The sequence below is a fragment of the Desertivirga brevis genome, assembly GCF_017355835.1.
The window spans coordinates 429,086-454,123 of record NZ_JAFEWF010000002.1 but is presented as its reverse complement, the minus strand read 5'-3'; the positions used below and the strand labels follow the sequence as shown (position 1 = coordinate 454,123).

General features: G+C 40.6%; 20 protein-coding genes. 4 read left to right on the top strand and 16 right to left on the bottom strand.

Translation table 11 applies throughout. From position 1 onward, the window contains the following. Positions 1-6: 6 nt before the first annotated feature. The 9 genes from secA to miaB all read right to left on the bottom strand — a co-directional run bounded on the left by secA (position 7) and on the right by miaB (position 12,290). Positions 7-3,318: a preprotein translocase subunit SecA gene (gene secA, locus J4N25_RS09890; protein ID WP_207422028.1), complete on the bottom strand. Its 3,312-nt coding sequence runs from the start codon at positions 3,316-3,318 to the stop codon at positions 7-9. Between the two features lie 196 nt (positions 3,319-3,514). Continuing rightward, positions 3,515-4,315, bottom strand: a complete 801-nt coding sequence (locus J4N25_RS09885) for a mechanosensitive ion channel family protein (protein ID WP_207422027.1) — start codon at positions 4,313-4,315, stop codon at positions 3,515-3,517. Between the two features lie 328 nt (positions 4,316-4,643). Next, positions 4,644-6,281, bottom strand: coding sequence for a chaperonin GroEL (gene groL, locus J4N25_RS09880; protein ID WP_207422026.1), 1,638 nt, complete (start codon positions 6,279-6,281; stop codon positions 4,644-4,646). 96 nt (positions 6,282-6,377) lie between these two features. Then, positions 6,378-6,653, bottom strand: coding sequence for a co-chaperone GroES (locus J4N25_RS09875; protein WP_207422025.1), 276 nt, complete (start codon positions 6,651-6,653; stop codon positions 6,378-6,380). A gap of 228 nt (positions 6,654-6,881) precedes the next feature. Beyond that, positions 6,882-7,214: a preprotein translocase subunit SecG gene (secG, locus tag J4N25_RS09870; protein WP_207422024.1), complete on the bottom strand. Its 333-nt coding sequence runs from the start codon at positions 7,212-7,214 to the stop codon at positions 6,882-6,884. A gap of 11 nt (positions 7,215-7,225) precedes the next feature. Beyond that, the gene (locus tag J4N25_RS09865) at positions 7,226-9,025 is read right to left on the bottom strand and encodes a DUF8458 domain-containing protein (RefSeq protein WP_207422023.1); all 1,800 of its coding nucleotides are present in this window, start codon (positions 9,023-9,025) and stop codon (positions 7,226-7,228) included. 30 nt (positions 9,026-9,055) lie between these two features. Further along, complete coding sequence (locus J4N25_RS09860) at positions 9,056-9,460, bottom strand: LptE family protein (protein ID WP_369410849.1); 405 nt, start codon at positions 9,458-9,460, stop codon at positions 9,056-9,058. Positions 9,461-9,570: 110 nt separating this feature from the next. Continuing rightward, positions 9,571-10,818 (bottom strand): sigma-54 interaction domain-containing protein, encoded by a 1,248-nt coding sequence (locus J4N25_RS09855; RefSeq protein ID WP_207422021.1) that lies wholly within the window; start codon positions 10,816-10,818, stop codon positions 9,571-9,573. A 50-nt stretch (positions 10,819-10,868) separates the two neighbouring features. Continuing rightward, positions 10,869-12,290, bottom strand: a complete 1,422-nt coding sequence (gene miaB, locus J4N25_RS09850) for a tRNA (N6-isopentenyl adenosine(37)-C2)-methylthiotransferase MiaB (RefSeq protein WP_207422020.1) — start codon at positions 12,288-12,290, stop codon at positions 10,869-10,871. A gap of 182 nt (positions 12,291-12,472) precedes the next feature. Between miaB and J4N25_RS09845 the strand changes: the two genes are divergently transcribed. Then, positions 12,473-14,287 carry a hypothetical protein gene (locus tag J4N25_RS09845; protein WP_207422019.1) on the top strand — a complete coding sequence of 605 codons (1,815 nt, stop codon included), beginning with the start codon at positions 12,473-12,475 and terminating at the stop codon, positions 14,285-14,287. Between the two features lie 13 nt (positions 14,288-14,300). Here the strand turns inward: J4N25_RS09845 and J4N25_RS09840 are convergent, their stop codons facing one another. Beyond that, positions 14,301-15,365 (bottom strand): branched-chain amino acid aminotransferase, encoded by a 1,065-nt coding sequence (locus J4N25_RS09840; RefSeq protein ID WP_207422018.1) that lies wholly within the window; start codon positions 15,363-15,365, stop codon positions 14,301-14,303. Between the two features lie 268 nt (positions 15,366-15,633). Here J4N25_RS09840 and queD point away from each other — a divergent pair, with 268 nt between their 5' ends. Beyond that, the gene (gene queD, locus J4N25_RS09835; protein ID WP_207422017.1) at positions 15,634-15,990 is read left to right on the top strand and encodes a 6-carboxytetrahydropterin synthase QueD; all 357 of its coding nucleotides are present in this window, start codon (positions 15,634-15,636) and stop codon (positions 15,988-15,990) included. Here queD and J4N25_RS09830 read toward each other — a convergent pair. Genes J4N25_RS09830 through J4N25_RS09820 form a run of 3 tightly spaced genes read right to left on the bottom strand, consistent with a single transcriptional unit; the run spans position 15,987 to position 19,583 of the window. Continuing rightward, positions 15,987-17,249: a chloride channel protein gene (locus J4N25_RS09830; protein ID WP_207422016.1), complete on the bottom strand. Its 1,263-nt coding sequence runs from the start codon at positions 17,247-17,249 to the stop codon at positions 15,987-15,989. The two genes, queD and J4N25_RS09830, sit on opposite strands and share 4 nt — an antisense overlap. A 9-nt stretch (positions 17,250-17,258) precedes the next feature. Next, a complete protein-coding gene (locus tag J4N25_RS09825; RefSeq protein ID WP_207422015.1) occupies positions 17,259-18,551 on the bottom strand; it encodes an HAD-IB family phosphatase in 1,293 nt (430 codons plus the stop codon). A gap of 60 nt (positions 18,552-18,611) precedes the next feature. Beyond that, positions 18,612-19,583, bottom strand: coding sequence for an NAD-dependent epimerase/dehydratase family protein (locus J4N25_RS09820; protein WP_207422014.1), 972 nt, complete (start codon positions 19,581-19,583; stop codon positions 18,612-18,614). A gap of 130 nt (positions 19,584-19,713) precedes the next feature. Here J4N25_RS09820 and J4N25_RS09815 point away from each other — a divergent pair, with 130 nt between their 5' ends. Together J4N25_RS09815 and J4N25_RS09810 are read left to right on the top strand one after the other, a co-directional pair. Further along, positions 19,714-20,895 carry a formimidoylglutamase gene (locus J4N25_RS09815; RefSeq protein ID WP_207422013.1) on the top strand — a complete coding sequence of 394 codons (1,182 nt, stop codon included), beginning with the start codon at positions 19,714-19,716 and terminating at the stop codon, positions 20,893-20,895. Positions 20,896-20,915: 20 nt separating this feature from the next. Then, the gene (locus tag J4N25_RS09810) at positions 20,916-22,055 is read left to right on the top strand and encodes a TlpA disulfide reductase family protein (RefSeq protein ID WP_207422012.1); all 1,140 of its coding nucleotides are present in this window, start codon (positions 20,916-20,918) and stop codon (positions 22,053-22,055) included. A 75-nt stretch (positions 22,056-22,130) separates the two neighbouring features. Here J4N25_RS09810 and purD read toward each other — a convergent pair whose 3' ends face one another. From purD to J4N25_RS09795, 3 genes are all read right to left on the bottom strand, one after another. Further along, complete coding sequence (gene purD / locus J4N25_RS09805; protein ID WP_207422011.1) at positions 22,131-23,405, bottom strand: phosphoribosylamine--glycine ligase; 1,275 nt, start codon at positions 23,403-23,405, stop codon at positions 22,131-22,133. A 200-nt stretch (positions 23,406-23,605) separates the two neighbouring features. Then, positions 23,606-24,313, bottom strand: coding sequence for a lipoyl(octanoyl) transferase LipB (gene lipB, locus J4N25_RS09800; RefSeq protein ID WP_207422010.1), 708 nt, complete (start codon positions 24,311-24,313; stop codon positions 23,606-23,608). Positions 24,314-24,327: 14 nt separating this feature from the next. Then, positions 24,328-24,984: a 4'-phosphopantetheinyl transferase family protein gene (locus J4N25_RS09795; protein WP_207422009.1), complete on the bottom strand. Its 657-nt coding sequence runs from the start codon at positions 24,982-24,984 to the stop codon at positions 24,328-24,330. Positions 24,985-25,038 lie beyond the last annotated feature (54 nt).

Below are 25,038 nucleotides of genomic sequence, written 5' to 3'. Positions count from 1 at the left end.
CAATTCTTAAACTAAACCAGCACCATGACAATTCTTATATTTCTTACCACTACCGCATGGGCATGGATCATTACGACCGATCTTCTGCTCTACTCTTACAGGAGTTTGTTTCTCTAATTCTCTTGTATCTTCGAACTCATTCGAGAAATTGCCTGGCGCGTCTACGGCAGCAAGTTCGGGTTTGGAAACCTTCAACTTTGACAAGTCTTGCTGAAGTTCAGGTTGGGCTTCATGCACTTCTTCTGATTCCTGTACAGGAATTCCACCTCTGAACAAGAAGCTAACCACATCCTTGTTTACAGACACCAGCATTTGACGGAATAAATTAAACGCTTCCACCTTATAGATCACAAGGGGATCTTTTTGTTCGTAAACAGCGTTCTGAACTGACTGCTTTAACTCATCCATATCACGTAAATGCTCTTTCCAAGCATCATCGATTAAAGCAAGAACCACAGTTTTTTCGAACGCAGTAGTAATTTCCCTACCGCCATTTTCTACTGCCTTTCTTAGATTAGCCGCCACCTGTACTCCTCTTATCCCGTCTGTAAACGGAATAATGATATTCTCGATGTATTGGCCTCGCTCTTCATAAACCTGCGTAAGTACCGGCATTGCTTGCTGCCCGATTGCCTGATTTTTACGCTCGTAGAAATCAGCAACTTTAGTGAAAACAAGATCAGTAAGCTTTGCGATATTATTATCAGCGAAATCCCTATCAGAAATCTCAGCATCGAAAGAAAATACTCTTAGCATTTCCAACTGGAAGCCTTCGAAGTTATTCGTCTCTTTATATTCAGTTACAACGTCTTCTACAGTATCGTAAATAGTGTTATTAATATCAACAGAAAGTCGTTCACCAAATAACGCATTCTTACGTTTTGCATAAACAACTGTACGCTGAGAGTTCATAACGTCGTCGTATTCAAGCAAGCGTTTACGAATACCAAAGTTATTCTCTTCCACTTTCCTCTGCGCCCGCTCTATCGACTTCGTGATCATTGAATGCTGGATTACTTCACCTTCTTCAATGCCCATACGTAGCATGATGTTGGAAATCCTCTCTGAACCAAACAGACGCATTAAGTTATCCTCAAGCGATACGAAGAACTGAGAAGATCCAGGGTCACCCTGGCGACCGGCACGACCACGAAGCTGCCTGTCGACCCGACGAGACTCGTGACGTTCAGTACCTACGATTGCCAAACCTCCCGCTTCTTTAACTCCAGGACCTAATTTGATATCGGTACCACGACCAGCCATGTTGGTTGCAATAGTAACCGTACCCGCCTGACCCGCTTCAGCAACAATATCGGCTTCACGCTGGTGTAGTTTCGCATTCAATACATTGTGCTTGATCCCGCGGAGTTTCAGCATCCGGCTCAACAACTCTGAAATTTCAACAGAAGTTGTACCTACGAGCACCGGTCTTCCAGCCTGAGTTAAAGCTGTAATTTCTTCTACAACCGCGTTGTACTTCTCGCGCATGGTACGATAAACCTTATCCTCCATGTCCTTCCTTCTCTTCTCAACGTTAGTTGGAATCTCTACAACGTCTAATTTATAGATCTGCCATAACTCGCCGGCTTCAGTAGTAGCTGTACCGGTCATACCCGCAAGCTTGTGATACATCCTGAAGTAATTCTGAAGAGTGATGGTGGCGTAAGTTTGAGTAGCATCCTCAACCTTAACATTCTCTTTAGCCTCAATCGCCTGGTGCAAACCATCAGAGTAACGGCGGCCATCCATAATACGGCCCGTTTGCTCGTCTACGATTTTAACTTTACCCTCATCAATGATATATTCTACATCACGTTCAAATAAAGTGTAGGCCTTCAACAACTGGTTTACTGAGTGAATACGTTCAGATTTGATTGAAAAATCACGCATTAACTCATCTTTCCTTGCAATCTTTTCTTCGCCGGGAAGACTTGATTTCTCAATCTCGGCAATTTCAGAACCAACATCAGGCATTACAAAGAAATGTGGATCTTCTCCTGATGCTGTAATTAACTCGATACCTTTTTCTGTAAGTTCAACAGAGTTATGTTTCTCATCGATCACGAAGAAAAGCTCGGCATCAGCCTTTGGCATTTCTCTTCCATGATCCTGAATGTAATAATTTTCAGTCTTTGTAAGGATCTGTTTAACTCCCGGTTCACTTAAGAACTTTATTAAAGCCTTATTCTTTGGCAAACCACGAAATGCGCGGAATAAAGCTAAACCACCATCAGTTGGTGAAGTTTTCCCCTCGTTAATTTGCTTCTTTGCCTCGTTTAACACAGAGGTTATATAGTTCTTCTGAGCATTAACCAAACGCTCGATCCTCGGCTTTAAAAGATAAAATTCATGTTCGTCTCCACGTGGAACAGGACCGGAAATGATCAAAGGAGTACGGGCATCATCGATCAAAACCGAATCCACCTCATCCACCATGGCATAATGCAACTTACGCTGAACTAAACTTTCAGGCGTATTTGTCATATTATCGCGTAGATAATCGAAACCAAACTCGTTATTTGTACCGAAGGTGATATCCGCCAGATAAGCTTTACGACGCTGCTCCGAATTCGGTTGATGTTTGTCGATACAATCTACCGTCATACCGTGAAACTCAAATAATGGGCCGTTCCATTCCGAGTCACGACGAGCCAAATAGTCGTTCACTGTTACTATGTGTACTCCCTGTCCAGCAAGGGCATTAAGGTAAGCTGGAAGTGTTCCCACTAAAGTCTTACCTTCACCAGTAGCCATTTCAGAGATCTTACCCTGGTGCAACACGATACCACCAATCAACTGAACATCATAGTGGATCATATTCCAGGTAACTTCGTTACCTGCAGCCATCCAGGTATTATGATGAATAGCTTTGTCTCCTTCTATTTTAACGTTAGGTTTTCTTGCAGCAAGTTCACGATCAAAGTCTGTAGCAGTAACCTGGATAGTTTTATTTTCAGTAAAGCGACGAGCAGTTTCCTTTACAACAGCAAAAGCCTGAGGAAGTATTTCCATGAGGACCTTTTCAAGCTCCTTATCCCTTTCCTTTCCAAGACGGTCTACTTCGTCATATATTTCGGTTTTCTCATGAATATCTGCCGTTTCTTCAGCTTTAGCTTTTAGCTCTTCAACTTCTTTGTCTATTGAAGCTAAAGCACCGGCAATCCGTGCTTTAAATTCAACCGTTCTATTTCTCAGGTCATCATCGCTAATATTGGTGAGCTTTGCATATTCAGCTTTAATCTGTTCAACAATAGGTTGTATCTGCTTTATATCGCGTTCAGATTTACTTCCGAATATTTTATTTAAAAATCCTAACATGATTATTTTTGTAAAAATCCTTATTCTGCAACAACTAAGCCATCAGCACTTTTTAAGCCATTATGGCATGGTCTACAAAATTAGATTAATAAATGAATTATATGTATTTGGAGCCTAAAAATTAATTGCGCCAAATTATGTACTTTAACGTTAAAAAGTTATAAGAATTTTGCTTCTAAAAGAATAAGTTTCAGCGCTACATGCCTGGCAGCTTGATCTCCGCAGCCTTGATCTTATCGATCAGTTTTTCCTGTATTTTAAGTTTCATGTCGGTGAAACCGTGAGCAGGCACCCACACATTTAATAATACTTTATACCCATCTCCTTCTAAGGTCCCCACCCCTATTCGTGGTGCAGGAGAGGGCATAATATTTCCAAATTCCTTAATTGTGTCCTCAATCACGGGGTAGATCATCTTAAAGTCGGTACCATAGCCAACCTTTATTTCAACATCAAGTCTCCGTTTACCTTCGCGACTAGTATTTATAATGATCTCATTGGATAATTTACTATTAGGGATAATTACAGTCTTGTTATCAAAAGTGGTTACTACAGTATAGAATATCTCAATGGAATGAACTATTCCTTCCTGTCCCTGGGCAATAATATTATCTCCAACCCTGAAGGGCTTAAGAATAAGGATTAAAACACCACTAGCGAAATTTTGAAGAGTTCCGGATAAAGCCAAACCGGCTGCAACACCAAAAGCACCGATCACTGTAGTAAAGATCGTTAATTGCAAACCGGCGATCTGCATTACTCCAATTATTAACAGGACCTGGAACGAAATAATAATAATACTTTTTAAAAATGGCTGCAAAGAGGGATCCAGCTCGCGTTTGTCCATTGCTGTAGAGAGTAATCTGCGCGCTATTTTGATCAGCCACAAACCAACGACCAGTACTACTAATGCACTAAGGAAATCAGGGCCATGGTTGGTTATAAAATCTATTGCTTTCTGTTCTAAGGATCTATTATCTACAGGTACTTGTGCCATTAAGGATCTAATCTTTGTTCCGGAGGTATGAAATGACAAATTAACGAAAACAATGTTTGAATTCTGAAAACGAAAACCAAATGAAATGGCGGAAGCACGAAAAATACTGGTATTGCAAGGGTACCGCAGCTTCTAAGAGTCTATAGTGAGTCCATAATAAGTCTATAGTGACACCATAAATTTCGATGAAAGGATGGACTTACTATAGACTTATTACTAACTCAGTTTACTCCGAAAAAAGGAAAGGTACTGCTCTAACCGAAAATTTTTCCAATAAAAAAGCCCCGGAGCGTAGGCCGGGGCTTCATATATTATAAGCTTTATGATCTTACATCATGCCGCCCATGCCACCACCCATTGGAGGCATACCAGCACCACCTTTTTCTTCTTCAGGATCGTCAGCTAAAACGCACTCAGTTGTTAACAACATGGCAGCGATTGAAGCAGCGTTCTCTAAAGCAACACGTGATACCTTAGTTGGGTCGATAACACCTGCACCGATTAAGTTCTCGTAAACATCTGTACGAGCATTGTAACCGTAATCAGCTGTTCCTTCTTTAACTTTCTGAACTACGATAGAACCTTCGATACCTGCATTCTCACAGATTTGACGAAGAGGCTCTTCGATAGCACGACGGATGATCTGGATACCAGTGTTTTCATCTTCGTTAACTCCTTTAAGGTCTGCTAAAGCAGCAACTGCACGGATGAAAGCAACACCACCACCAGCAACGATACCTTCTTCAACTGCTGCGCGAGTTGCATGTAAAGCATCATCTACACGGTCTTTTTTCTCTTTCATCTCAACTTCAGTAGCAGCACCTACATAAAGAACTGCAACACCACCCGCGATCTTAGCTAAACGCTCTTGTAATTTCTCGCGATCGTAATCAGAAGTAGTAGTTTCGATCTGAGATTTAATTTGGTTAACGCGAGCTTTGATATCATCTGCATTACCAGCACCGTTGATGATAGTAGTATTATCTTTATCTACAACGATCTTCTCAGCCTGACCTAAGTAAGAAAGATCAGCATTTTCTAATTTATAACCTCTTTCTTCAGAAATAACAGTACCACCAGTTAAGATAGCGATGTCTTCTAACATTGCTTTACGACGGTCACCGAAACCTGGAGCTTTAACAGCAGCAACTTTCAGAGAACCACGGATCTTGTTAACTACTAATGTAGCTAAAGCTTCACCGTCTAAATCTTCAGCAATAATCAATAGAGGTTTACCAGTTTGAACTTGTTTCTCTAATACAGGAAGCAATTCTTTCATGCTGCTAATCTTCTTGTCGTAGATCAGGATGTAAGGATTGTCTAACTCTGCTTCCATTTTATCAGCGTTAGTTACGAAGTAAGGAGAAAGGTAACCACGGTCAAACTGCATACCTTCTACAGTTTTAACTTCAGTTTCAGTACCTTTTGCTTCTTCTACAGTAATAACACCATCTTTACCAACTTTGCCCATTGCTTCAGCAATTAACGAACCGATCACTTCGTCGTTATTTGCAGAAATAGATGCAACTTGTTTGATCTTATTGTTGTCTTCGCCAACAGTTTGTGATTGAGATTTTAGGTTCTCAACAACTTTTGCTACGGCTTTGTCAATACCACGCTTCAAATCCATTGGATTTGCACCCGCAGCAACGTTTTTAATACCAGCAGTTACGATAGCCTGTGCTAAAACAGTAGCAGTTGTAGTTCCATCACCTGCGATATCTGCAGTTTTAGAAGCTACTTCTTTCACCATTTGAGCGCCCATATTCTCGATAGAATCTTTTAATTCGATCTCTTTAGCTACTGTAACACCATCTTTAGTTACTGCCGGAGAACCGAATTTCTTATCGATAATTACATTACGACCTTTTGGTCCTAAAGTAACCTTAACTGCATTTGCTAAGGTATCAACACCTCTTTTCAGGGCGTCACGTGCGTCAACGTTGTATTTTACTTGCTTTGCCATTTTTTTGGATGAATGAATTAATGATTGATAAAATGATTGAACTTTAGGATTGCGAGAGATTTTATCATCCTCTCCTTCAATCCTTCTCTCATTAGATTAAAGAACCGCGTAAATATCAGCTTCACGCATGATTAAGTACTCTTTACCATCATAGGTAATTTCAGTACCGGCATACTTGCCATATAAAACCTGGTCACCAACTTTAACAGTTAAAGGCTCATCCTTTTTGCCATCACCAACGGCAACTACAGTTCCTCTTTGAGGTTTCTCTTTAGCTGTGTCAGGGATATAGATACCTGATGCTGTTTTTTCTTCTGCAGGAGCAGCTTCAACTACTACTCTGTCTGCGATTGGTTTAATATTTAATGCCATAGTTTAAATATGTATATTTTATTTTCTGATCGCTACCCGTCACTTATTATGCCAAAGGCACATTACTGCAATTTTTGCCGTGAACCTTGTCAATTTTTCATTTGGTTTAATAGTTGTTTAACCAGCGCTTAACCTCGAAGTGCCACGTTGTCAGTGGAATGTCAGACAACAAAAAAGGGCCTTCTTTTCAGAAGACCCTTCTATATACGGTAATTAGAATATCTAATATTAATTCCTGGTTGTATCCGTAGCTTTTGGTAACGCTGGAGCAATTGGCGCTGTAGTAGCAGGAGCTTTGATCTGGTTTTGTAATTCCTCAGATTCTGATCCGGCACCAGCTTTCGGAATAACTACATTAATCATTAAAACTACTACCATCAGAGAAATAACCAATATCCAGGTACCTTTTTCAAGGATATCAGAGGTCCGCTGAACCCCCATAATATTGTTTGAACCAGCAAACCCAGAAGATAAGCCTCCACCCTTTGGTTCCTGGATAAGAATAAACAGGCCCAGAATAACACAAATAACTATTGCTATAACGATAAGTACGTAAAACATATCTTCTGTATTTAATTGATTTTCTTTTCTAACTCAGAAATTTGAGCGGCAAAGTAAGTGCTTTTTTCTGGAAATTTCAAACTTAATTTTTTGTAAGTGTCTATAGCTTTGTGAAAAAGCATTTGATCGATATAGATTTTAGCTAAAGTTTCGGATACCAGATCCAGGTTATCTTCGGAACTTTTCTTTGCCTTATTTTCTGTGTCTAACTTATTAGCTGCGGGAGGTTTGATATGAGGTTCTTCGGTGATGAATCGCTCAATAAGTGCATCCTCCCTCTTTTTGTTCGATAGAGTGTAACTGATCTGCGGCTGTTCAGGGAATGTATTCAATTCGGGCTGAGCATGAAAAATACTTTCTATAATCTGCTGATTAAGCGCCACCTCGACGGGAGCGACAGTATTCATTTTTGGAGAAGATATATACGGCTGATAATTTGCATCATATTCTTTCCGTGTTTTGTGAAGCCACCAACGGAATGTGAACGGTAAAGTATCGTCATCATACTTTGAAACATCATCCTGCTCCTTCTCCGGCTCCACCAATTTATAATCACTCTGAGTAGCTACCGGGGGTATAACTTCAGCTACAGGCTCAGTGGGAACTGGTTCCTTAGGTTCCCGGCCTTCCTGTTTCAGGGGATCAGCAACCGAGCGGTCAAAAACGAAATAATCTTTAGCTGCTATACTGTCTACAATAAGCCTTTCCTGAGGAATTTCTTCGCTTGGAACACTTACTTCTTCCACAAGGGGTTGCTCCTCTTCATGTTCTACATGGAACGCCTTCTCCTCACTCTCGATTATAGGCTCATCTTTGTAGTCAGAAAAACCGGGAAGATCAAGGTCAGGGATGACGGTCTCAATGTCGGTTATGATGCCTGGCGAAATAAAAGGGGCAATAACAACCGGGGAAATTTCCAAAGAGATTGAAGTTGAACTATCATCTGGGTTTGATTGCTGCTCCCCTTCCTCTACTGGTGCATAAACCGTAAGTGGCTCTGGCTCCTGTTGAACTGTAAGGGTATCAAGTAAACTCACTTCTGAAATCTCTTCAAAGACCTCCTCATCCTGATCATCAGAATTCTGATCCTCGGCAAGAGAACTAACTTCTGCTGTATTATCTTCGGACGAACCGTTCAAACTGGTGAAAGCTTCGATTTGCTCAGGTTCCTCCAGCCTTAATTCTTCCGATTCTGGTCCGGCCTGAACCTTCTCCTCAAGAGGCGAATCATTCTCATCCAAGCCTTCCTCTTTGGTAGGCTCCTCATCTGCAATCTTCGTATCTTCTGTATCGAGCTCAAATGGTGAACCTTCTGAAAGTTCATTATCAGGAGGTATAGATTCAGACAATAGAGACAAGGTCCCTTCATCTGCAACAAATTCCTCGGACCCTGTCTGTTCATGGTCAGCGTCTAGTGGAGCGTGGCCAACATCTTCAATGCGGTCTTCAGAATCAGACTCACTTGAAGAACTATAAGCTGCCAATTCAGGGATAGAGGCCGGTTCTGACTCCTCAATAATTTCTTCCGGTAAGGGATTATAAAATAACCGTTGAAGCTCGTCAGATTTTTCTACGAATCTGAATAGTAGCTCTCTGTCACCGCTATAGGCTGAGGAAAGTTGCAAGCTTGCGTCGAGCTCCCCGGACCTTAACCTTTTTAAACCAGCAGCCTTAACATAGTGAAAGGCCTGGCAATAGGGATATCTGGCAATTAATCTTTCAATAGTCTGCAAATCAAGTGCGGAAAAACTATCCTGAGTGCTGATTAGTCTCGCAAATTCTTGTTCTCCGATAATACCAGGTTGTGCCACTATGTTCTAATTTAAATCGATGAATTGTTATTACCAGTTCGCAAATGCCCTGTTAAAAATATCTTCCGTAAGCTGACGGTTAATATCAGCAATTAATGCCTGTTCCACCGGCGCCAGATTACTCCCCTGAAAATCTTTGAAGCGACTAAAGGATTGCTCGAAGCTTTGTTCAACTACCAGCTTATTGGTATACTTTACGCTTACCGTAATGGTTAAACGGGTAGCTTCTGACCGGTCATTTCCCGTAATCGCCACAGGCTTAATATTATAATCGGTGATACGGCCTTCAAAAGTACCGTCCGCATCATTTCTGACTACTGTTAAATTTGATTGATTACGTATACGTGTCTTTAAAGCCTCGGTAAAAAGAGTACTAAGGTTGGGAACCACAATTGGCGCGTTATTTTCGAAAAAGACCACATTCACAGTTTTCATATTTAGCGGGATAGAAGCCCCTGAAAAACTGTAAATCCAGCAGCCTGAAAGGATGAGAGTTAGCGGCGCTATTACTAACAAAAGTTTCTTAAGATTTTTCATTCAGCTTACTAACTCAAGTTTAGTTCTTTTATTTTGCGATAAAGGGTCCTTTCGGAGATCCCAAGTTCCTGTGCAGCTAATTTACGTTTCCCTTTGTGCTTTTTAAGTGCTTTTTTGATAAGATCGGATTCTTTTTCAATCAAGGATAAAGACTCTTCAGCTTCTTCAGTATGATGAGCGATATCAAAATCACTTTTAGGAGCCTGATCCGGGTGGTGAATAGTTATAGTAGGTGCAGCCTGTTGCTGAACTTCAGGCATCACTAATTCCACATCACCGTAGAGCTGTTTAACCAAATTAGGATTGGCAGACAAGGCCGCTGTATTTCCTCCATTCTGGATGATATCCGCTACAAGCTTCTTTAACTCAACCATATCCCTTTTCATGTCAAACAGCACCTTATAAAGAATATCGCGTTCAGAGAAATCTTCTTTCTTGTCCTGGTTCACTCTCATCGGCAGATTCGATTGAGGGTTCTCATGAGGAATATAGTTAAGGATATTTTGAGCAGTAAGATTTCGATCTTTCTCCAAAACAGCAATTTGCTCAGCAATATTCTTTAGCTGCCTGACATTTCCTGGCCAGCTGTAATTCACGATCATTTGCTGGGCTTCTGAATCTAACTGGACAGAAGGGCTTCTATATTTATTAGTAAAGTCGGATATGAACTTTCTGAACAGAAGATAGATATCCTCTTTGCGCTCACGTAAAGCAGGAATTTTCAGCGGAACAGTATTCAAACGGTAATAAAGATCTTCCCTGAACTTTCCATTTTTCACAGCGTCGTAAACATCAACGTTCGTTGCTGCAATTACCCTGACATCTGTTTTCTGAACTTTAGAGGATCCGACACGAAGATACTCGCCGGTTTCAAGCACACGTAGAAGACGGGCTTGAGTACCAAGTGGAAGCTCTGCTACTTCATCAAGGAAGATCGTTCCACCATTTACTACTTCAAAATATCCCTTACGTGCCTCGTGAGCACCGGTAAAGGAACCTTTTTCGTGACCAAAAAGCTCTGAATCGATAGTTCCTTCGGGGATAGCCCCACAATTCACCGCTATAAAAGCGCCGTGTTTCCTTGCACTTAAGTGATGAATAATATGGGAAAAAACTTCTTTACCACTCCCGCTTTCTCCGGTAATTAGAACAGAAATATCTGTAGGAGCAACCTGCCGGGCAATATCTATGGCCCTGTTAAGCAGAGGTGAATTACCAATAATGCCGAAGCGGTTTTTAATATCTTGAATGTCCATTGTTAGATGCTAATACTTTTAACTATCGCTCCACCACCTAAACCAAAAATTTACTCTGCTATTCTTCCTATAAGAGTAGCGGTCGTACACCTTTCCACCAACACGTTAACGTATTGGCCTGGTTTGAATCGTTCATCGACGGGAAAAATAACAGTTGCATTTAAATCGTTTCTCCCTGCGTAGTCATTTTTGGATTTTTTGGAGAAGCCATCAATCAGCACCTTTTGAACTTTTCCTACCTGGGCAAGCATGTTCCGGTGTGAATGCTGTTGCTGCTTACCAACGATCTCGGTTAAGCGACGCTTCTTCACTTCCTCCGGGATGTCGTCTTCAAAGCGCTTCGCTGCAAGAGTTCCAGGACGTTCGGAGTACATGAACATGTAGGCATAATCGTAAACAACGTAGTCCATCATGCTCAACGTATCCTGATGTTCTTCCTCTGTCTCGGTACAGAACCCGGCAATTATGTCGGTAGAAATAGCACAACCTGGAAGTATCCGCCGGATAGCGTCGACCCTTCCTTTGTACCATTCCCTGTCGTAAGTCCGGTTCATAAGGTCCAGGATACGGGAGTTGCCGGATTGTACAGGCAGGTGAATGTATTTACAGATATTCTCGTACTTGCCCATAGTGTACAACACCTCATCTGTAATATCTTTTGGATGGGAGGTAGAAAAACGTACACGTAATTCAGGACTAACCAATGCTACCCTTTCAAGCAATTGGGCAAAGTTCACGGAATCAGAACCATCCTCGCTGCTCCATTTGTAGGAGTCAACATTCTGGCCCAATAAAGTTACTTCGCGGTAACCCTGATTGTACAGATCCTGTGCTTCTTTGACAATTGAATAAGCATCGCGGCTCCGCTCTCTTCCTCTGGTAAATGGCACCACGCAGAAAGAGCACATGTTGTCGCAACCTCTCATAATTGAAATGAAAGCACTTATTCCGTTTGAATTTAAACGAACAGGACTGACATCTGCGTAAGTTTCCTCGCGGGATAATAAAACGTTAACAGCCTTGCTTCCGTCGTCAACCTTATCAATCAAATTAGGAAGATCACGATAAGCATCGGGACCCACAACTACATCTACCAGCTTTTCCTCTTCAAGGAACTTTGCTTTTAGACGTTCTGCCATACATCCCAGCACACCTACAATAAGGCCTGGATTTTTGGCCTTTACACTTGTAAATTCTCTCAGACGATTCCGAACACGCTGTTCAGCATTTTCACGGATAGAACAGGTATTTATGAAAACAACATCTGCCTCTTTATAATCAGAAGTAGTTTGAAATCCCATATCCATCATGATAGAAGCAACGATCTCGCTATCAGAAAAATTCATGGCGCAACCATAGCTCTCGATATACAGCCTCCGTCCGTCATTCTTCTCTGTTTTATTCTCAAGCATCAACGCTTCACCCTGTCTAGCTTCATCGTGCTCTTTTTCACTTACCTGCGTATTGAACATCTTTAAAAAATTTTAGGATCCAAAAGTACGAAACATTTCATTAAATGACAGGTTGGCAGATTATGTATTTTTTGCAATAAAACGGGGTATTGCTTGTTCATTAAAAAGCTTCTTATATTGATCCGCAAATAAAAACTCTCAATAAAAAACGTATGTTTAGACGATCACAAGTGTGATTAAGAATGATAAGTACAGAAAAGAGGCAATTTAAATTTTCAAAACGTTTAAAAGCTGCACTGGGATTTGCCCTCGTATTCCTTTTCCTGGTGTTCTCTGCCTTACTTTACCTATCCTTTAAGCTCGAGCCTGTTGTAGCTATGCGATTAAAGGAAACTGTAAGAACTTCTACGAACGATTTGTATCGCATAAGCTTCTCTGACATTCACTTAAACCCTTTTGCGGGAAGTATTAGATTTGACAATATTGAATTTACACCTAACGATTCTACTTATCAGAATTTATTAAAACGAAATCTGCATCCAACCCATCTTTATTCCATCAGTATTGCAAGTCTTACTTTAAAAAAAGCGCACCCTATAAAAGTCTATTTTGACAAAGAACTTCATCTGAGGTCCTTACATATTGAACGACCTGTTGTAAAGGTGTATTATCAAAACCCCCGCAATGACAGCAACGAACCGGAAGATAAAAGAAGTACCTGGCAACGTCTCGCAAAGTATTTGAAGGTAATAAAGATTGAAGAGATATTTTTTGACAACATCGACTTTAAATACATTGATAGAAGTTCGGGTAAGCCCGAAATAGACGGAGTTAAAAATCTCTCGATAAACATAAAAGATCTCCTTATAGATTCATTAAGTGAACAAGATAAGTCGCGGTTTTATTTCACCAAAGAGATATTTGTTAAAGTTAAAAATCATGAGTATGTGAGCCGCGACAAACTCTACAACATAACTTTTGAGAATCTTTCCATTTCCTCATCAAACAAATTTGCCCTGGTGAAGGGTTTGAAAGTGATTCCAAGATATCCCGACATGGAGTTCTATAAATTTGTTAAAGAACGTAAAGCAAGGATGCATTTAAACCTTAATGGGGCGCGATTGCTAAATATTGACTTTAAGCGACTGGTAACTAAACGACAGCTTAGAGCGTCATCACTAACCTTGTTCAATGCCGACCTAAATGTCTTTCTTGATCTGCGAAATAAAAGGCCTGAATATGACCGAGGTCGGAATTTCCCTCAGATCGCCTTGGGGAGACTGGGGCTGAATACCACTATTGACACTGTGAGTATATTAAACTCGGCCTTAGACTATTCTGAGTATACACCAATAACTGCCCGTCGCGGTCGTGTTTTCTTCAATAAAATAAATGCATCTATTTATAATCTCAGCAATGACTCCATTAGCTTAAGAAAACATGCATGGACTAGAAGCAAGTTTACCATGCTTTTCTACGGAAAGAGCAAGCTTAATTTAAACCTCAACTTCAACTTACTTTCTCCCTCCCACCGCTACAATTATTCGGGTCATCTTTCTACGATGAATGCAAAAAACTTCAATCTATTAAGCCGCCCCTTGGCACTTCTACGGATTAATTCTGGTAAAATCAGTGAGGCCAGCTTCTCAGTGAACGCTGATTACAGGCAATCAAGAGGTAGGCTAATATTGAAATATAAAGATTTGAACATTGGTCTATTGAGGATTGACAGTAATAAAGTATTACATAAACAAATGCTGAGATCACTGGTAGCTAACAATGTCCTGCTAAAAGAGTCTAATCCTTCCTCTGATGGTGTGACGAGAATCGGGAAAATTTCATATTCCCGACCCGACTCAATAGCCTTCTTTGGCTATTTATGGCAAAGCATTTATACAGGTTTGAGAGAGACGATAGGGCTTAGTCAGGAAAGAGAGCAGGAATTGGTTGATCAATTCAGAAGCTTTAATCAGAAGACGGCAGATGAAAGAGATAGAATAAGAGATAAAAGGAAAGTTAGAAGAAAGGTTAGACGTACAACAAAAATGGCCCGATAAACAGGCCATTTTCTTATATTTTATAGTTCCAACCAAAGTCGTCAGGCACTAAGCCGTACCGCATATCTGTTAATGATTTAAGTGCCTTTGTCGAAAATTCAGCTTTAGCTGGATCTGGAAGATCGTACAGTTCTCCTTCATAACCGATTGTGGCAATAGATGTGACTGTAGCAGCAGTTCCTACTCCAAATGCTTCAGTTAACGAACCACTTTTCAACCCTTCAACCACTTCTTCTACAGAAACTCTTCTCTCTTCAACAGGGATTCCCCATTTGTTAGCGAGTTGAAGCACCGTATCGCGAGTAACACCCTTTAAGATAGTGTCGCGAGTTAAAGGAGTTACCAGTGTTCCATTAATCATAAACATTACATTGGCTGCCCCCAATTCTTCTATAAATGCATGATCTTTGGCATCAGTCCAGATCAACTGGTCAAAACCTTCTTTTAAAGCTTCCATAGCCGGATACAAAGAACCTGCATAATTACCAGCAGCTTTAGCGTAACCGAAGCCACCCTCGCTTGAACGTGAATATTTAGTCTCGATCTTGACTTTTAATGGTTTGGAAAAGTAAGCTCCTACCGGACAGGTAAGAACCATATATTTATATGTTTTAGATGGAGCTACACCCAGATAAGGATCGGTAGCAAACATAAATGGACGAATGTAAAGGGAAGTTTGTGGCGCGGTTGGTACCCACTCGCGATCTACATCAACAAGAGCAGCAATACTTTTAACAAAAATATCTTCTGGTAAAGCTGGCATGCACATCCGCTCGGCCGACCTATTAAAGCGTTCCGCATTTTTATAAGGCCTAAAAGTAACCACACTTCCATCTGCTTGCTTAAAAGCCTTTAACCCTTCAAAGAAAGCCTGACCATAATGCAAGCTGGAAATTGCAGGACTAAAACTTAAGTCTCCAAAAGGGACAATTTGAAAGTTCTTCCATTCTCCATCTTCATAGTCGGCTACAAACATATGGTCAGAGAATATTTTCCCGAAAGGCAAATCACTGAAATCAGTTTGTGATAAACGGGAAGCTGTAGTTTTGGTAATCTTTATATCAAGTGTATCAGTCACAACGATTTTTTGCTATTTGAGACAACAATCTGCAAATTAACGTTTTTTTCTTGAAAGTCTCATTGTTTTTTTAAAGCCAAGAAGAACCTTCAAGCTGCATTCATCCTCCGATTTTAAGTTTCTACTGAAGGAGTTTTTTGTGGCAATGTTGCTTCCCCAGCCATTTCTACAATTAAAAAGATAAACTTAATTCTGTCTTCCGCGAAGTATGGATTTGTGACTGGTATCATTTTTCAACGTCACCTAAGCATTCAATTTTGCAGTTGATATGCTATTATATAAAACATTCACATTCGACTCTGCTCACTACTTGCCGAGGGTACCAGCTGGCCATAAATGTGCCAATCTCCATGGTCATACATACACATTGAAAGTTTTCGTAGAGGGAAAACCTGATCCTCTGCTAGGATGGGTGATTGATTTCAATGATCTAAAAAAGGCTGTATGCCCTGTTATCGATGAGCTTGACCATAATTTGTTGAATCAAATTGAAGGATTGAATAACCCTACAAGTGAAATGCTGGCGATCTGGTTGTGGAACAAGATAATTACTAACCTTCCTGGATTGAAAAGGATTGAGCTAAATGAAACACCGGGTTCAGGAGTTATATATGAGGGTGACTAGTTCCGGCCTAAGTCATTAAGTCGTTTCCGCTTGTGTATCCCCCAAATCATGTGCTTTGGAGAACCGATAAGTTGAGATGAATAAATGCCGGTATGGCCAGAGAAAAGATATGCAACGAGGCAAGCTACAGCGAGGAATACAGCATGCTCACTGCCGAATAGTTCTATACCCATTAAAACACAAGCCAAGGGAGTGTTGGCTGCTGCTGCAAAAACGGCTACAAAACCCATTGCGGCTAAAAGGTCAACGGGTAAAGGAATAAAAAGGGCCATAGCACTGCCCAAAGTTGCTCCAACAAAGAATAATGGTGTTACTTCACCTCCCTTAAATCCAGAAGCCAGTGTTAAGGACGTTAGCAGAATCTTCAGAAGGAAAAAATAAAGTGGTTGCTGACGACTGAAGCTTTCTACAATTGTGCCTAGCCCCAAACCGGCGAAACGCGTTTCGTCGACGACTGTAAAAAGAAGTAACAGAACAATTCCACCAATTAAAGGTCGCATTGGAGGATAAGGAACTTTATTGAAGTAGTTTTTAAAAAAGGATATTGCAGTAGTAAACAGCCGGCCACCAAAAGCAAAAACAAGCCCCGCAGCTACGGCATACAAAAGGGGTAATGCATTAAGTTCAGTTGATGTGCCTATGTGATAATAAGTATGGTGAGCTCCCCAAAATCTGCAAATCAAATCACCAGCTAAAGCTGCAAATAAAGCAGGAATTAGAGCCTCGTATCTCATCCGTCCGATAATGTATACTTCAAGAGCGAAAACTGTACCAGCCAGTGGTGTACCAAAAACTGAAGCAAAACCAGCACTAACTCCACATATAAGCAAAGTTCTTCGATCGTCAGCACTAAAGGGAAAAAAATGAGTTAATTGATCGGTCAGGGAGCCACCCATTTGAACAGCCGTACCTTCCCTTCCCGCTGACCCACCTGCAAGATGTGTCAATAAGGTTCCTATGAGAACAAAAGGAGCCATTCGCCAGGAGATTTTTTCCCGCGGCTCAATAACTTCGTCGATAATCTGATTATTGCCTTTTTCCACCTCCTTACCAAAATGATGGTAGAGTAATCCAATCAGGAAACCGGCGACAGGAAGACAATAAAAAAGCCAGGGATTATCCTGGCGTATGTTTGTAACTTTTGCTAACGAAATTAAAAAAAGAGCAGAAGCGCTCCCTGCAAGTATCCCAGTTAATGTTGCCAGACCTAACCACTTTAAAGTAAAAAGTAATAAATCAGGCAGACCTTTGGGCAGCATAGGCTTCAATTAATACAGTACTCTAAACTTTATCGTGTGATCAATTTCCTTGAGTTCTTTTAAAACCTGGCTATCATATTGTGCGCTCACATCAGTGATGACATATCCAATCTGAGAATTGGTTCTCAGGAACTGACCAAGTATATTGATATTATGACGAGCATAAACCTGATTGATCTGCGCCATAATTCCGGGAACATTGCTGTGAATATGGATCAACCGGTGCGCATCTTTCACTTTCGGTAATTGCAAATTTGGAAAGTTCGCGCTTAAGTGAGTATCTCCATTGTTGATAAAATCAGCCATTCGCTTTGGAATGAACTTCACGTTTCTAGGGTTATTCTTATAGTCATCAAAGACAACAATGCCCATTTCTGTTGCAATATCATGCGATAATTGAGGACGACTATTTCCCAGATAACCCAAAGTTTTAAGCTTAACAGCTCTTTCTAAGACAGAATCGGGTACTGTTTCACCATCACCCAAAAGTAGCATCCCTACGTCAGCTACATATTTTTCTTCGAAGGTTTCTTTATGCCTGATTGAGAATCCATCCTTTTTAAGAACATTAATTGCTTCTTCAGGCACGCTTCCTACAATTAGGCAAAGGATACGGTTCTTAGGATAAGAAATAGCACTTGGCAATTTATTTAGGTACAGAAACTCGTCAAAGCTCGGAGTGATGTGGTCAGCCTTTTCTGTTACGCTTTTCCGTGATATGTTTTCGGTGTAGGCATAAAACTTCTGGATAAGACCTGATTCCTTCAACTGAAAATCCGAGTATCCATCACCAATTCCGTAAATATTTCCCTGGAGATTTAATTCACGCAACAGCTTAACCTTACCACCTTCCATGGAAAGAGGGTTTTCTTCATCATAACCAATGATATTTCCTTCTTCGTCGAACTGGAATGTATTAGCATAGATATTCTCCTGTTTAATTCCATAGGGAAGAACAACAGGAGTGATAAATTCCTTGAAGCCTCCTGATACGATCAGAACATCATCAGCATGTTTCTTAAAGAAGGCCCGGTTACGTGAGAAGGAAGCAGAAACTTTCTTCTTCAAACGACTAACCAGCAATTTTAAATGCTCTTGATTAGCATGAAGTAGCTTCACCCTTCCTGACAGGCTTTCGCGGAAAGACAAGCGTCCTTCCATTGCAGCATTCGTTAAATCTTCAATTTCTTTATAAATTTTTTCGCTTTCAGGGTGGTCCTTTAAGGAAATACGCACTAACTCATCCAACGCTTCAACCTGCGTAAAAGTGCTGTCGAAGTCTATGATGTAAAAATTTTTCATTATTTATATGGGACGGTTTGGTACCGAAATAAAATTTGCTGCAAATGTAACAATAGAATATTATCTATTTAATTTACTGGCAATTTCTTCCAAAGTTTTATTTAACGTTTTGTAAGTAAAGTCAGGAAAAGCTTTTAAGAGCTTTTGATTAGAATATTTTCTGAACTTGGTAGAACTCCGGGCACTTTCACGAGTAAGCGAGTAATTCTTACCCGTAAATAGAGAAAGAAGACTTGCACCCCTCCAGGCTAGTTCGAGCATCCATGGCCTTGCCTCTATAGTTGGCGCCTTCACAGACATACTTTTAGCAGCTTCTGTAAAAAGCTCCTGCGATGAGACATTTTGTGCATTAAGTATAAACCTCTCTCCTAAGATGTCACTATCCATCAGCCTGATCATGGCTTCAACAACATCCTCAACATCTACAATCCCCATCAGATTATTTGTATAGAACTTCATGCCTCGTTTGATCATCTGAAACAGTTGCCCGGTTCCCTTTGTGCCAGCGTTTGCTCCAACGATAAGCGAAGGGTTAACTATAACAGCATTTAAGCCCTCAGAAATAGCCCGCCAGACCTCCATTTCGCTTTCATATTTAGAAATAGAGTAACCATTTTGTGTACCGTCAAATTCCCATTGTGTACTTTCTGATATCAATTCTTCTTTTTTAGGATCTCCTAAAGCTGCAACAGAACTCACATGCACTAGCTTCTCTACTCCATAATCAAGCGCAAGATTTACTATATGAGCTGTACCCTCCTTATTAATTTTAAGAAGCTGTTTTTTATAAGCAGGATCAAAAGAAACAAGAGCGGCGCAATGATATACCTTACTTATACCCTGAAAGGCCTCTTCTAGGGAGAAATAATCTACGATATCAGCGTTGACCCACTCGATATTGGAATAGGGTTGTAATATCTCGGGAACCTGAGAGGAGTTACGTTTTATGGCACGAACAGCTTTACCACTATTAACAAGTTGTTTAACTAATTCTGAACCCAGGAAACCTGTTGCGCCCGTTACCAGTATCATCCGGCGTAAAATTTGAAAATGCTTTCAAAAGTATTTAATAAAGTTGATATTTGAGCTATTAAGGGAGATGCTTGTTAGAGCCTGTGAAGATTCCCCATTAAACTTAAAGTACTAATCCCTAAAAAAACAGATGTCTTTAGCAGATTTCTTTTCACCTGTTGACGTGAATAAATTTAATCCTGAAAACTTTTTTTCAGGTCAGTTGGGCAGTAAGGTGGAGATTTTCTCGAATGAATTCCCGGATCTAGAGGTAGAAAAATTTGACATCGCCATCATCGGTGTATTAGAAGACAGGAATGCTGTAAATAATCAGGGTACGTCCCTGTCTCCTGATTATATACGCGAGAAGCTTTACAGCCTGTATGAAGGTCCTTATTCTACACGTATAGTTGACCTTGGTAATATAAAAGCAGGCCACAGTATTACAGATACCTACATCGCTTTGAAAACATCTGTTTCAGAGTTGATAAAAAAAGATGTTCTTCCAGTAATAATTGGTGGTGGGCAGGATTTAACTTATGCCCAATATCTTGCCTACGAAGACCTGGAGCAGAAAGTAGACCTCGTTGTAGTAGATCCGAAGTTTGATCTGGATGACTCGCTGGAAAGCGAAAGCATTGAAACCAAATCAACTTCTTACCTCAACAAGATTTTCCTTCATCAACCCAATTACCTGTTTAACTTCAGTAATATAGGCTATCAAACCTATTTTGTGAATCAAGAGAGCTTAAGGGTGATGGAGAAACTTCTGTTTGACGTTCATCGCCTTGGAGAGTTCATGGGGAATATGCCCTTAGCAGAACCGATCATTAGAAATGCCAGCCTCATTAGTTTTGATATTTCAGCTATTCGGGCCTCAGATGCACCAGCAAATGCCAATGCTACTCCAAATGGTTTTTATGGGGAGGAAGCGTGCCAAATTTGCCGCTATGCAGGCATGAGTGACAAGCTAAGTTCCATCGGATTTTACGAGTTTAACCCCGCATATGATAAAAACGGGCAAACGGCTATGCTTGTAGCCCAAATGTTATGGTATTTTATCGACGGCTTCTATCACCGCAAAAAAGACTTCCCACTCCAGCCAAAATCCCAGTACCTTATATACAGGGCTTCTCTTAAAGATAACACACATGAGCTGGTATTCGTAAAAAGTAAAAAATCTGATCGCTGGTGGATGCAAGTACCATATCCTACTGGCGCTTCGGGCAACGAACGGTACCATTTGGTACCATGCCAGTACGAAGATTACCAAATGGCCGTTTCAGGAGAGATGCCTGACTTATGGTGGCGAACCTATCAGAAGCTGGTATAAACTTTTAATATTATTTCGAGATGAAGAAACTCATTTTTACCCTCTTGCTTAGTCCGCTATTGTTGCATGCTCAGCAGAACTTTAAAATACAGGGAAAGGTCGGCAACATCGGTTCTCCGGCAAAGATATTTCTAACTTATAGCAAAGAGGGAGCGCAAGTAGCTGACTCTGCTCTATTAAGGGACGGAGCATTTTCATTTTCAGGTACAACAGACCTCATCACCTATGCAACCCTCGTTCTTGATTACAAGGGGGTTGGGATTAGCAATCTTAACCGGAAAACAAAAATTGATGTACTGCCAATTTACCTGGTTGAGGGTACCACAATAATAAAGAGTGCAGATTCTTTATCAAACGCAGTGACTACTGGTACTAAAACAAATGAAGACGGTCAGCGCTATTCAAAGTTACTAAAGGGTATAAACGAAAAGATCGTTGCATTAAACCACGAGTACGAAACAGCTCCTCCCGAGAAAAAGACTTCTCAGGATTTTTTGCAGGGATTACAGTCGCGATACGACGTGTTTCAACAAGAGCGAAGTGAAATAAACAGAAAGTTTATCAAAGAGAACCCAGATAGTTTTATAAGCTTTATGGCGTTATATACAATCGCTGGCCAAAGTCCCGAAGGACCCGAAGTAGAAGCGATCTTTAATTCACTTTCATCATCGATTAGAGAAAGTCGTGAAGCTGCTGCGTTTAAAAAAGCTTTGGATAATAGCAAACGTACTTCCGTTGGTGCAATTGCTATGGACTTTACGCAGGCAGATCCTACAGGTAAGCTCGTTAAACTCTCAAACTTTAGAGGGAAATATGTGCTACTGGATTTTTGGGCCTCCTGGTGTGGCCCATGCCGTCAGGAAAATCCTAATGTAGTAAAGGCATTTAATAGTTATAAGGATAGGAATTTTACTATTTTAAGTGTCTCATTAGACAGAGAAAACGGAAAAGAAGCCTGGTTAAAGGCTATTGATAATGATAAGTTAACCTGGACTCATGTGTCTGATCTAAAGTTCTGGAATAATGAAGCAGCGGTTAAATATGGCATACGCTCTATACCTCAGAATTTCCTGATCGACCCTAATGGTAAAATAATAGCTAAAAATCTGCGGGGAGAAGAACTGCAAAGCTATTTGTCCGATCTTTTCAAGTCGAACTAAGTAGTAGTTAATTTATAAATAATAAAGGGGCAACCGTTTTTCGATTGCCCCTTTATTATTTATATCCGGTTTGTCTTATAATAGATCAAATCCTATATCCGTCCTGAAATAGCGTCCATCCCAATAAATCCTTCCAGCATCAGTAACGGCCTGCTGAACGGCACCAAACATTGTATCGCTCAAAGCTGTAACTGCAAGCACACGTCCTCCTGCTGTTTTTACCATACCGTCCTCCTGGATGGTACCAGCATGAAATACAGTAGAACCTCTTACGTTCTCTGTTCCGGTAATCACTTTTCCTTTTAAATATTCTCCAGGGTAGCCACTGGCAACCAGCATTACTGTTGCAGCAGTCTTAGCTGAAACTTTAAGTTCCTTCTCTTCCAGATTCCCGTTAGCCACACCTAATAGCAGATCAACGAAGTCACTTTCAATTCTTGGCATTACACTCTCAGTCTCCGGATCTCCCATCCTTACATTGTATTCAATTACGAAAGGATCTCCACCACAATTCATTAAACCGATAAAAATGAAACCCTGATAAGGAATAAGGTCCATTTTTAATCCGTGAACAGTAGGCTTGATGATCTGGTCCTCCACCTTTTTCATGAACTCAGCATCAGCAAAAGGCACAGGGGAAATAGATCCCATTCCGCCCGTATTTAACCCGGTATCACCTTCGCCAATCCTTTTATAATCTTTTGCCTCCGGTAAGATTTTATATGACTTACCGTCTGTTAAAACAAATACAGATAGTTCAATTCCTGAAAGGAACTGCTCAATAACAACGCTACTGCTGGCTTCACCAAATTTGGCGTCCTGCAACATGGCTACCAATTCCGTTTGAGCCTCCTCTACCGTCTGACATATCAAAACACCTTTACCTGCAGCGAGGCCGTCGGCTTTCAATACTACAGGCAATGGATGCGTTTCGAGATAAGACAAGCCTTCTGACAGGCTAGCTTTAGTAAACGTTGCAGATGCTGCGGTTGGAATATTATGACGACGCATAAAGGCCTTCGAGAAGTTTTTACTTCCTTCTAACCTTGCTCCTTCCTCGCGAGGACCAATAACCGGAATTGATTTCAATTCATCGTCGGCAAGAAAGAAATCGTGAATGCCTTTTACTAAGGGCTCTTCTGGTCCAACAAGTACTAGCTGAATGGAGTTTTTCAGCACAAAGTCTTTGACAGCATTAAAATCAGTAACCTTGATATTTACGTTCTTTCCGTAAACTCCAGTTCCTGCATTTCCTGGCGCTATATACAGTTGACTGAGTAAAGGACTTTGAGAAATCTTCCAGGCAAAAGCACTTTCTCTTCCGCCAGAACCGAGTAAAAGAATATTCATGACAGCAAAGATAGAATTATGTTCTTGCTGTTCAATGCTTATAATGAATAGTTAAACAGGAGCAGATGATTATATAGTTTGGCGATGATAGATGATTTCAGGATTGGGGGGCCGCTTTCTTAAAGAAACAGAAGATATATCGAAGCTAAAAATAATTCAGAAAAATGAGCCAGTATGGCTTGGGATTTCGATGATGAGGACTAAATTTGGATAAGATTCATTTCAAACAAATCGGCAATCTTATCTTTTAAAACAACCTTCACCTCTTCAATGTCAACTTTCCTGCCTAGCTCTCTTTCCATTGATGTTACATCCTTATCATCTATTCCGCAAGGAACTATATTTTGAAAGTATGACAAGTCAGCATTAACATTGAATGCAAAGCCGTGCATAGTTACCCACCGACTGCATCTAACGCCCATCGCACAAATTTTCCTTGCTTTTTCATTATCTGCATCCAGCCAAACCCCAGTATACCCCTCGTACCTCCCAGCCACGATACTATAGTGTGCCAATGTTTGAATAATAGCTTCTTCGAGGGTTCGCAGATAAAGATGGATATCAGTGAAGAAGTTCTCCAGGTCAAGTATAGGATAACCGACAATTTGTCCGGGACCATGATAGGTAATATCACCACCCCTGTTGATTTTATAGTAAGTAGCCTGCCTCTCTTCCAATCCTATCTCATCGAGCAATAAATTCTCTGGCTTACCGCTCTTTCCCAGGGTATACACATGAGGATGCTCTACAAAGAACAGATAATTATTTGTAGGGATCTCAGTACTGTTTACGCGATTCTCTGTTTTTTGCTTAACAATTGAGCTAAGTATCTCTTCCTGCTTTTCCCACGCATCCTTATAGTCTACGACATCCCAATCCTGAAAGAAAACGTTCCTATTTTGTTCCACTTATTCTAATTATGTTAATAAACCAGTTCTTTGCAACCCGTAACGTAGCCGATCATGTAATCCTTAAAGGCCTCGTAATGCACATCAAAACTTGTACACTCCTGATCTGCTTCTAAAATAGCAGTTAAACTGCCTTCCTCTTGACAGGCAAATTGCTGAAGGCGGATATTATCTCTGAAAGAAACTGTTTTCTTACCCTGCAGTTTATATACTGCTTCTTTTGCACACCAGCAGATGTAAAGATGCTCTATCTTTTTTTCCGGATTGATAAAATTAAGCTCTTCATCAACTAGGAACTTACCCGCTACCCGTTCAATTTTGGTTTTGACTAACTCAATATCGATACCAACAGGCTTATCTTCGCTGATAATTACTGCCGCATAATCGAAGGAATGACTCAAAGATATATGATGAGGAAAGTTAACAAGGTATGGCTTTCCATGTTCATCCACCTGGCAGTCAATGTATTTGTGCGTATTGAGCATTTTACGAAGCAATACCCGTGTGCTTAACCAATGGAGGTTCCTCTTACCGTTATTTAACGTTTCAATGTAAGCTTTCTCGTCTTCTTTGAGCTGAAGTTGAGAATAGAGCTCCTCGGCACTTTCTTCTATCTTCCACACCCCAAATGCCGAAGTGCCGTCTAAATGCTTGTAGTAAGCAAGGGCCATGATTTAATAATTTTTAATATTAAAGGCTTCAGAATAAACCAGCTAATTCCCTTT

Bases quoted from the DNA above. Each gene is read 5' to 3' on its own strand.
- J4N25_RS09825 (WP_207422015.1), bottom strand. From the start codon at position 18,551: ATGAAAAATTTTTACATCATAGACTTCGACAGCACTTTTACGCAGGTT.
- J4N25_RS09885 (WP_207422027.1), bottom strand. From the start codon at position 4,315: ATGGCACAAGTACCTGTAGATAATAGATCCTTAGAACAGAAAGCAATA.
- purD (WP_207422011.1), bottom strand. From the start codon at position 23,405: ATGAATATTCTTTTACTCGGTTCTGGCGGAAGAGAAAGTGCTTTTGCC.
- J4N25_RS09815 (WP_207422013.1), top strand. From the start codon at position 19,714: ATGTCTTTAGCAGATTTCTTTTCACCTGTTGACGTGAATAAATTTAAT.
- miaB (WP_207422020.1), bottom strand. From the start codon at position 12,290: ATGTTCAATACGCAGGTAAGTGAAAAAGAGCACGATGAAGCTAGACAG.
- J4N25_RS09830 (WP_207422016.1), bottom strand. From the start codon at position 17,249: ATGCTGCCCAAAGGTCTGCCTGATTTATTACTTTTTACTTTAAAGTGG.
- J4N25_RS09795 (WP_207422009.1), bottom strand. From the start codon at position 24,984: ATGGCCCTTGCTTACTACAAGCATTTAGACGGCACTTCGGCATTTGGG.
- J4N25_RS09855 (WP_207422021.1), bottom strand. From the start codon at position 10,818: ATGGACATTCAAGATATTAAAAACCGCTTCGGCATTATTGGTAATTCA.
- J4N25_RS09860 (WP_369410849.1), bottom strand. From the start codon at position 9,460: ATGAAAACTGTGAATGTGGTCTTTTTCGAAAATAACGCGCCAATTGTG.
- queD (WP_207422017.1), top strand. From the start codon at position 15,634: ATGCTATTATATAAAACATTCACATTCGACTCTGCTCACTACTTGCCG.
- J4N25_RS09875 (WP_207422025.1), bottom strand. From the start codon at position 6,653: ATGGCATTAAATATTAAACCAATCGCAGACAGAGTAGTAGTTGAAGCT.
- J4N25_RS09810 (WP_207422012.1), top strand. From the start codon at position 20,916: ATGAAGAAACTCATTTTTACCCTCTTGCTTAGTCCGCTATTGTTGCAT.
- groL (WP_207422026.1), bottom strand. From the start codon at position 6,281: ATGGCAAAGCAAGTAAAATACAACGTTGACGCACGTGACGCCCTGAAA.
- J4N25_RS09845 (WP_207422019.1), top strand. From the start codon at position 12,473: ATGATAAGTACAGAAAAGAGGCAATTTAAATTTTCAAAACGTTTAAAA.
- secG (WP_207422024.1), bottom strand. From the start codon at position 7,214: ATGTTTTACGTACTTATCGTTATAGCAATAGTTATTTGTGTTATTCTG.
- J4N25_RS09820 (WP_207422014.1), bottom strand. From the start codon at position 19,583: ATGATACTGGTAACGGGCGCAACAGGTTTCCTGGGTTCAGAATTAGTT.
- secA (WP_207422028.1), bottom strand. From the start codon at position 3,318: ATGTTAGGATTTTTAAATAAAATATTCGGAAGTAAATCTGAACGCGAT.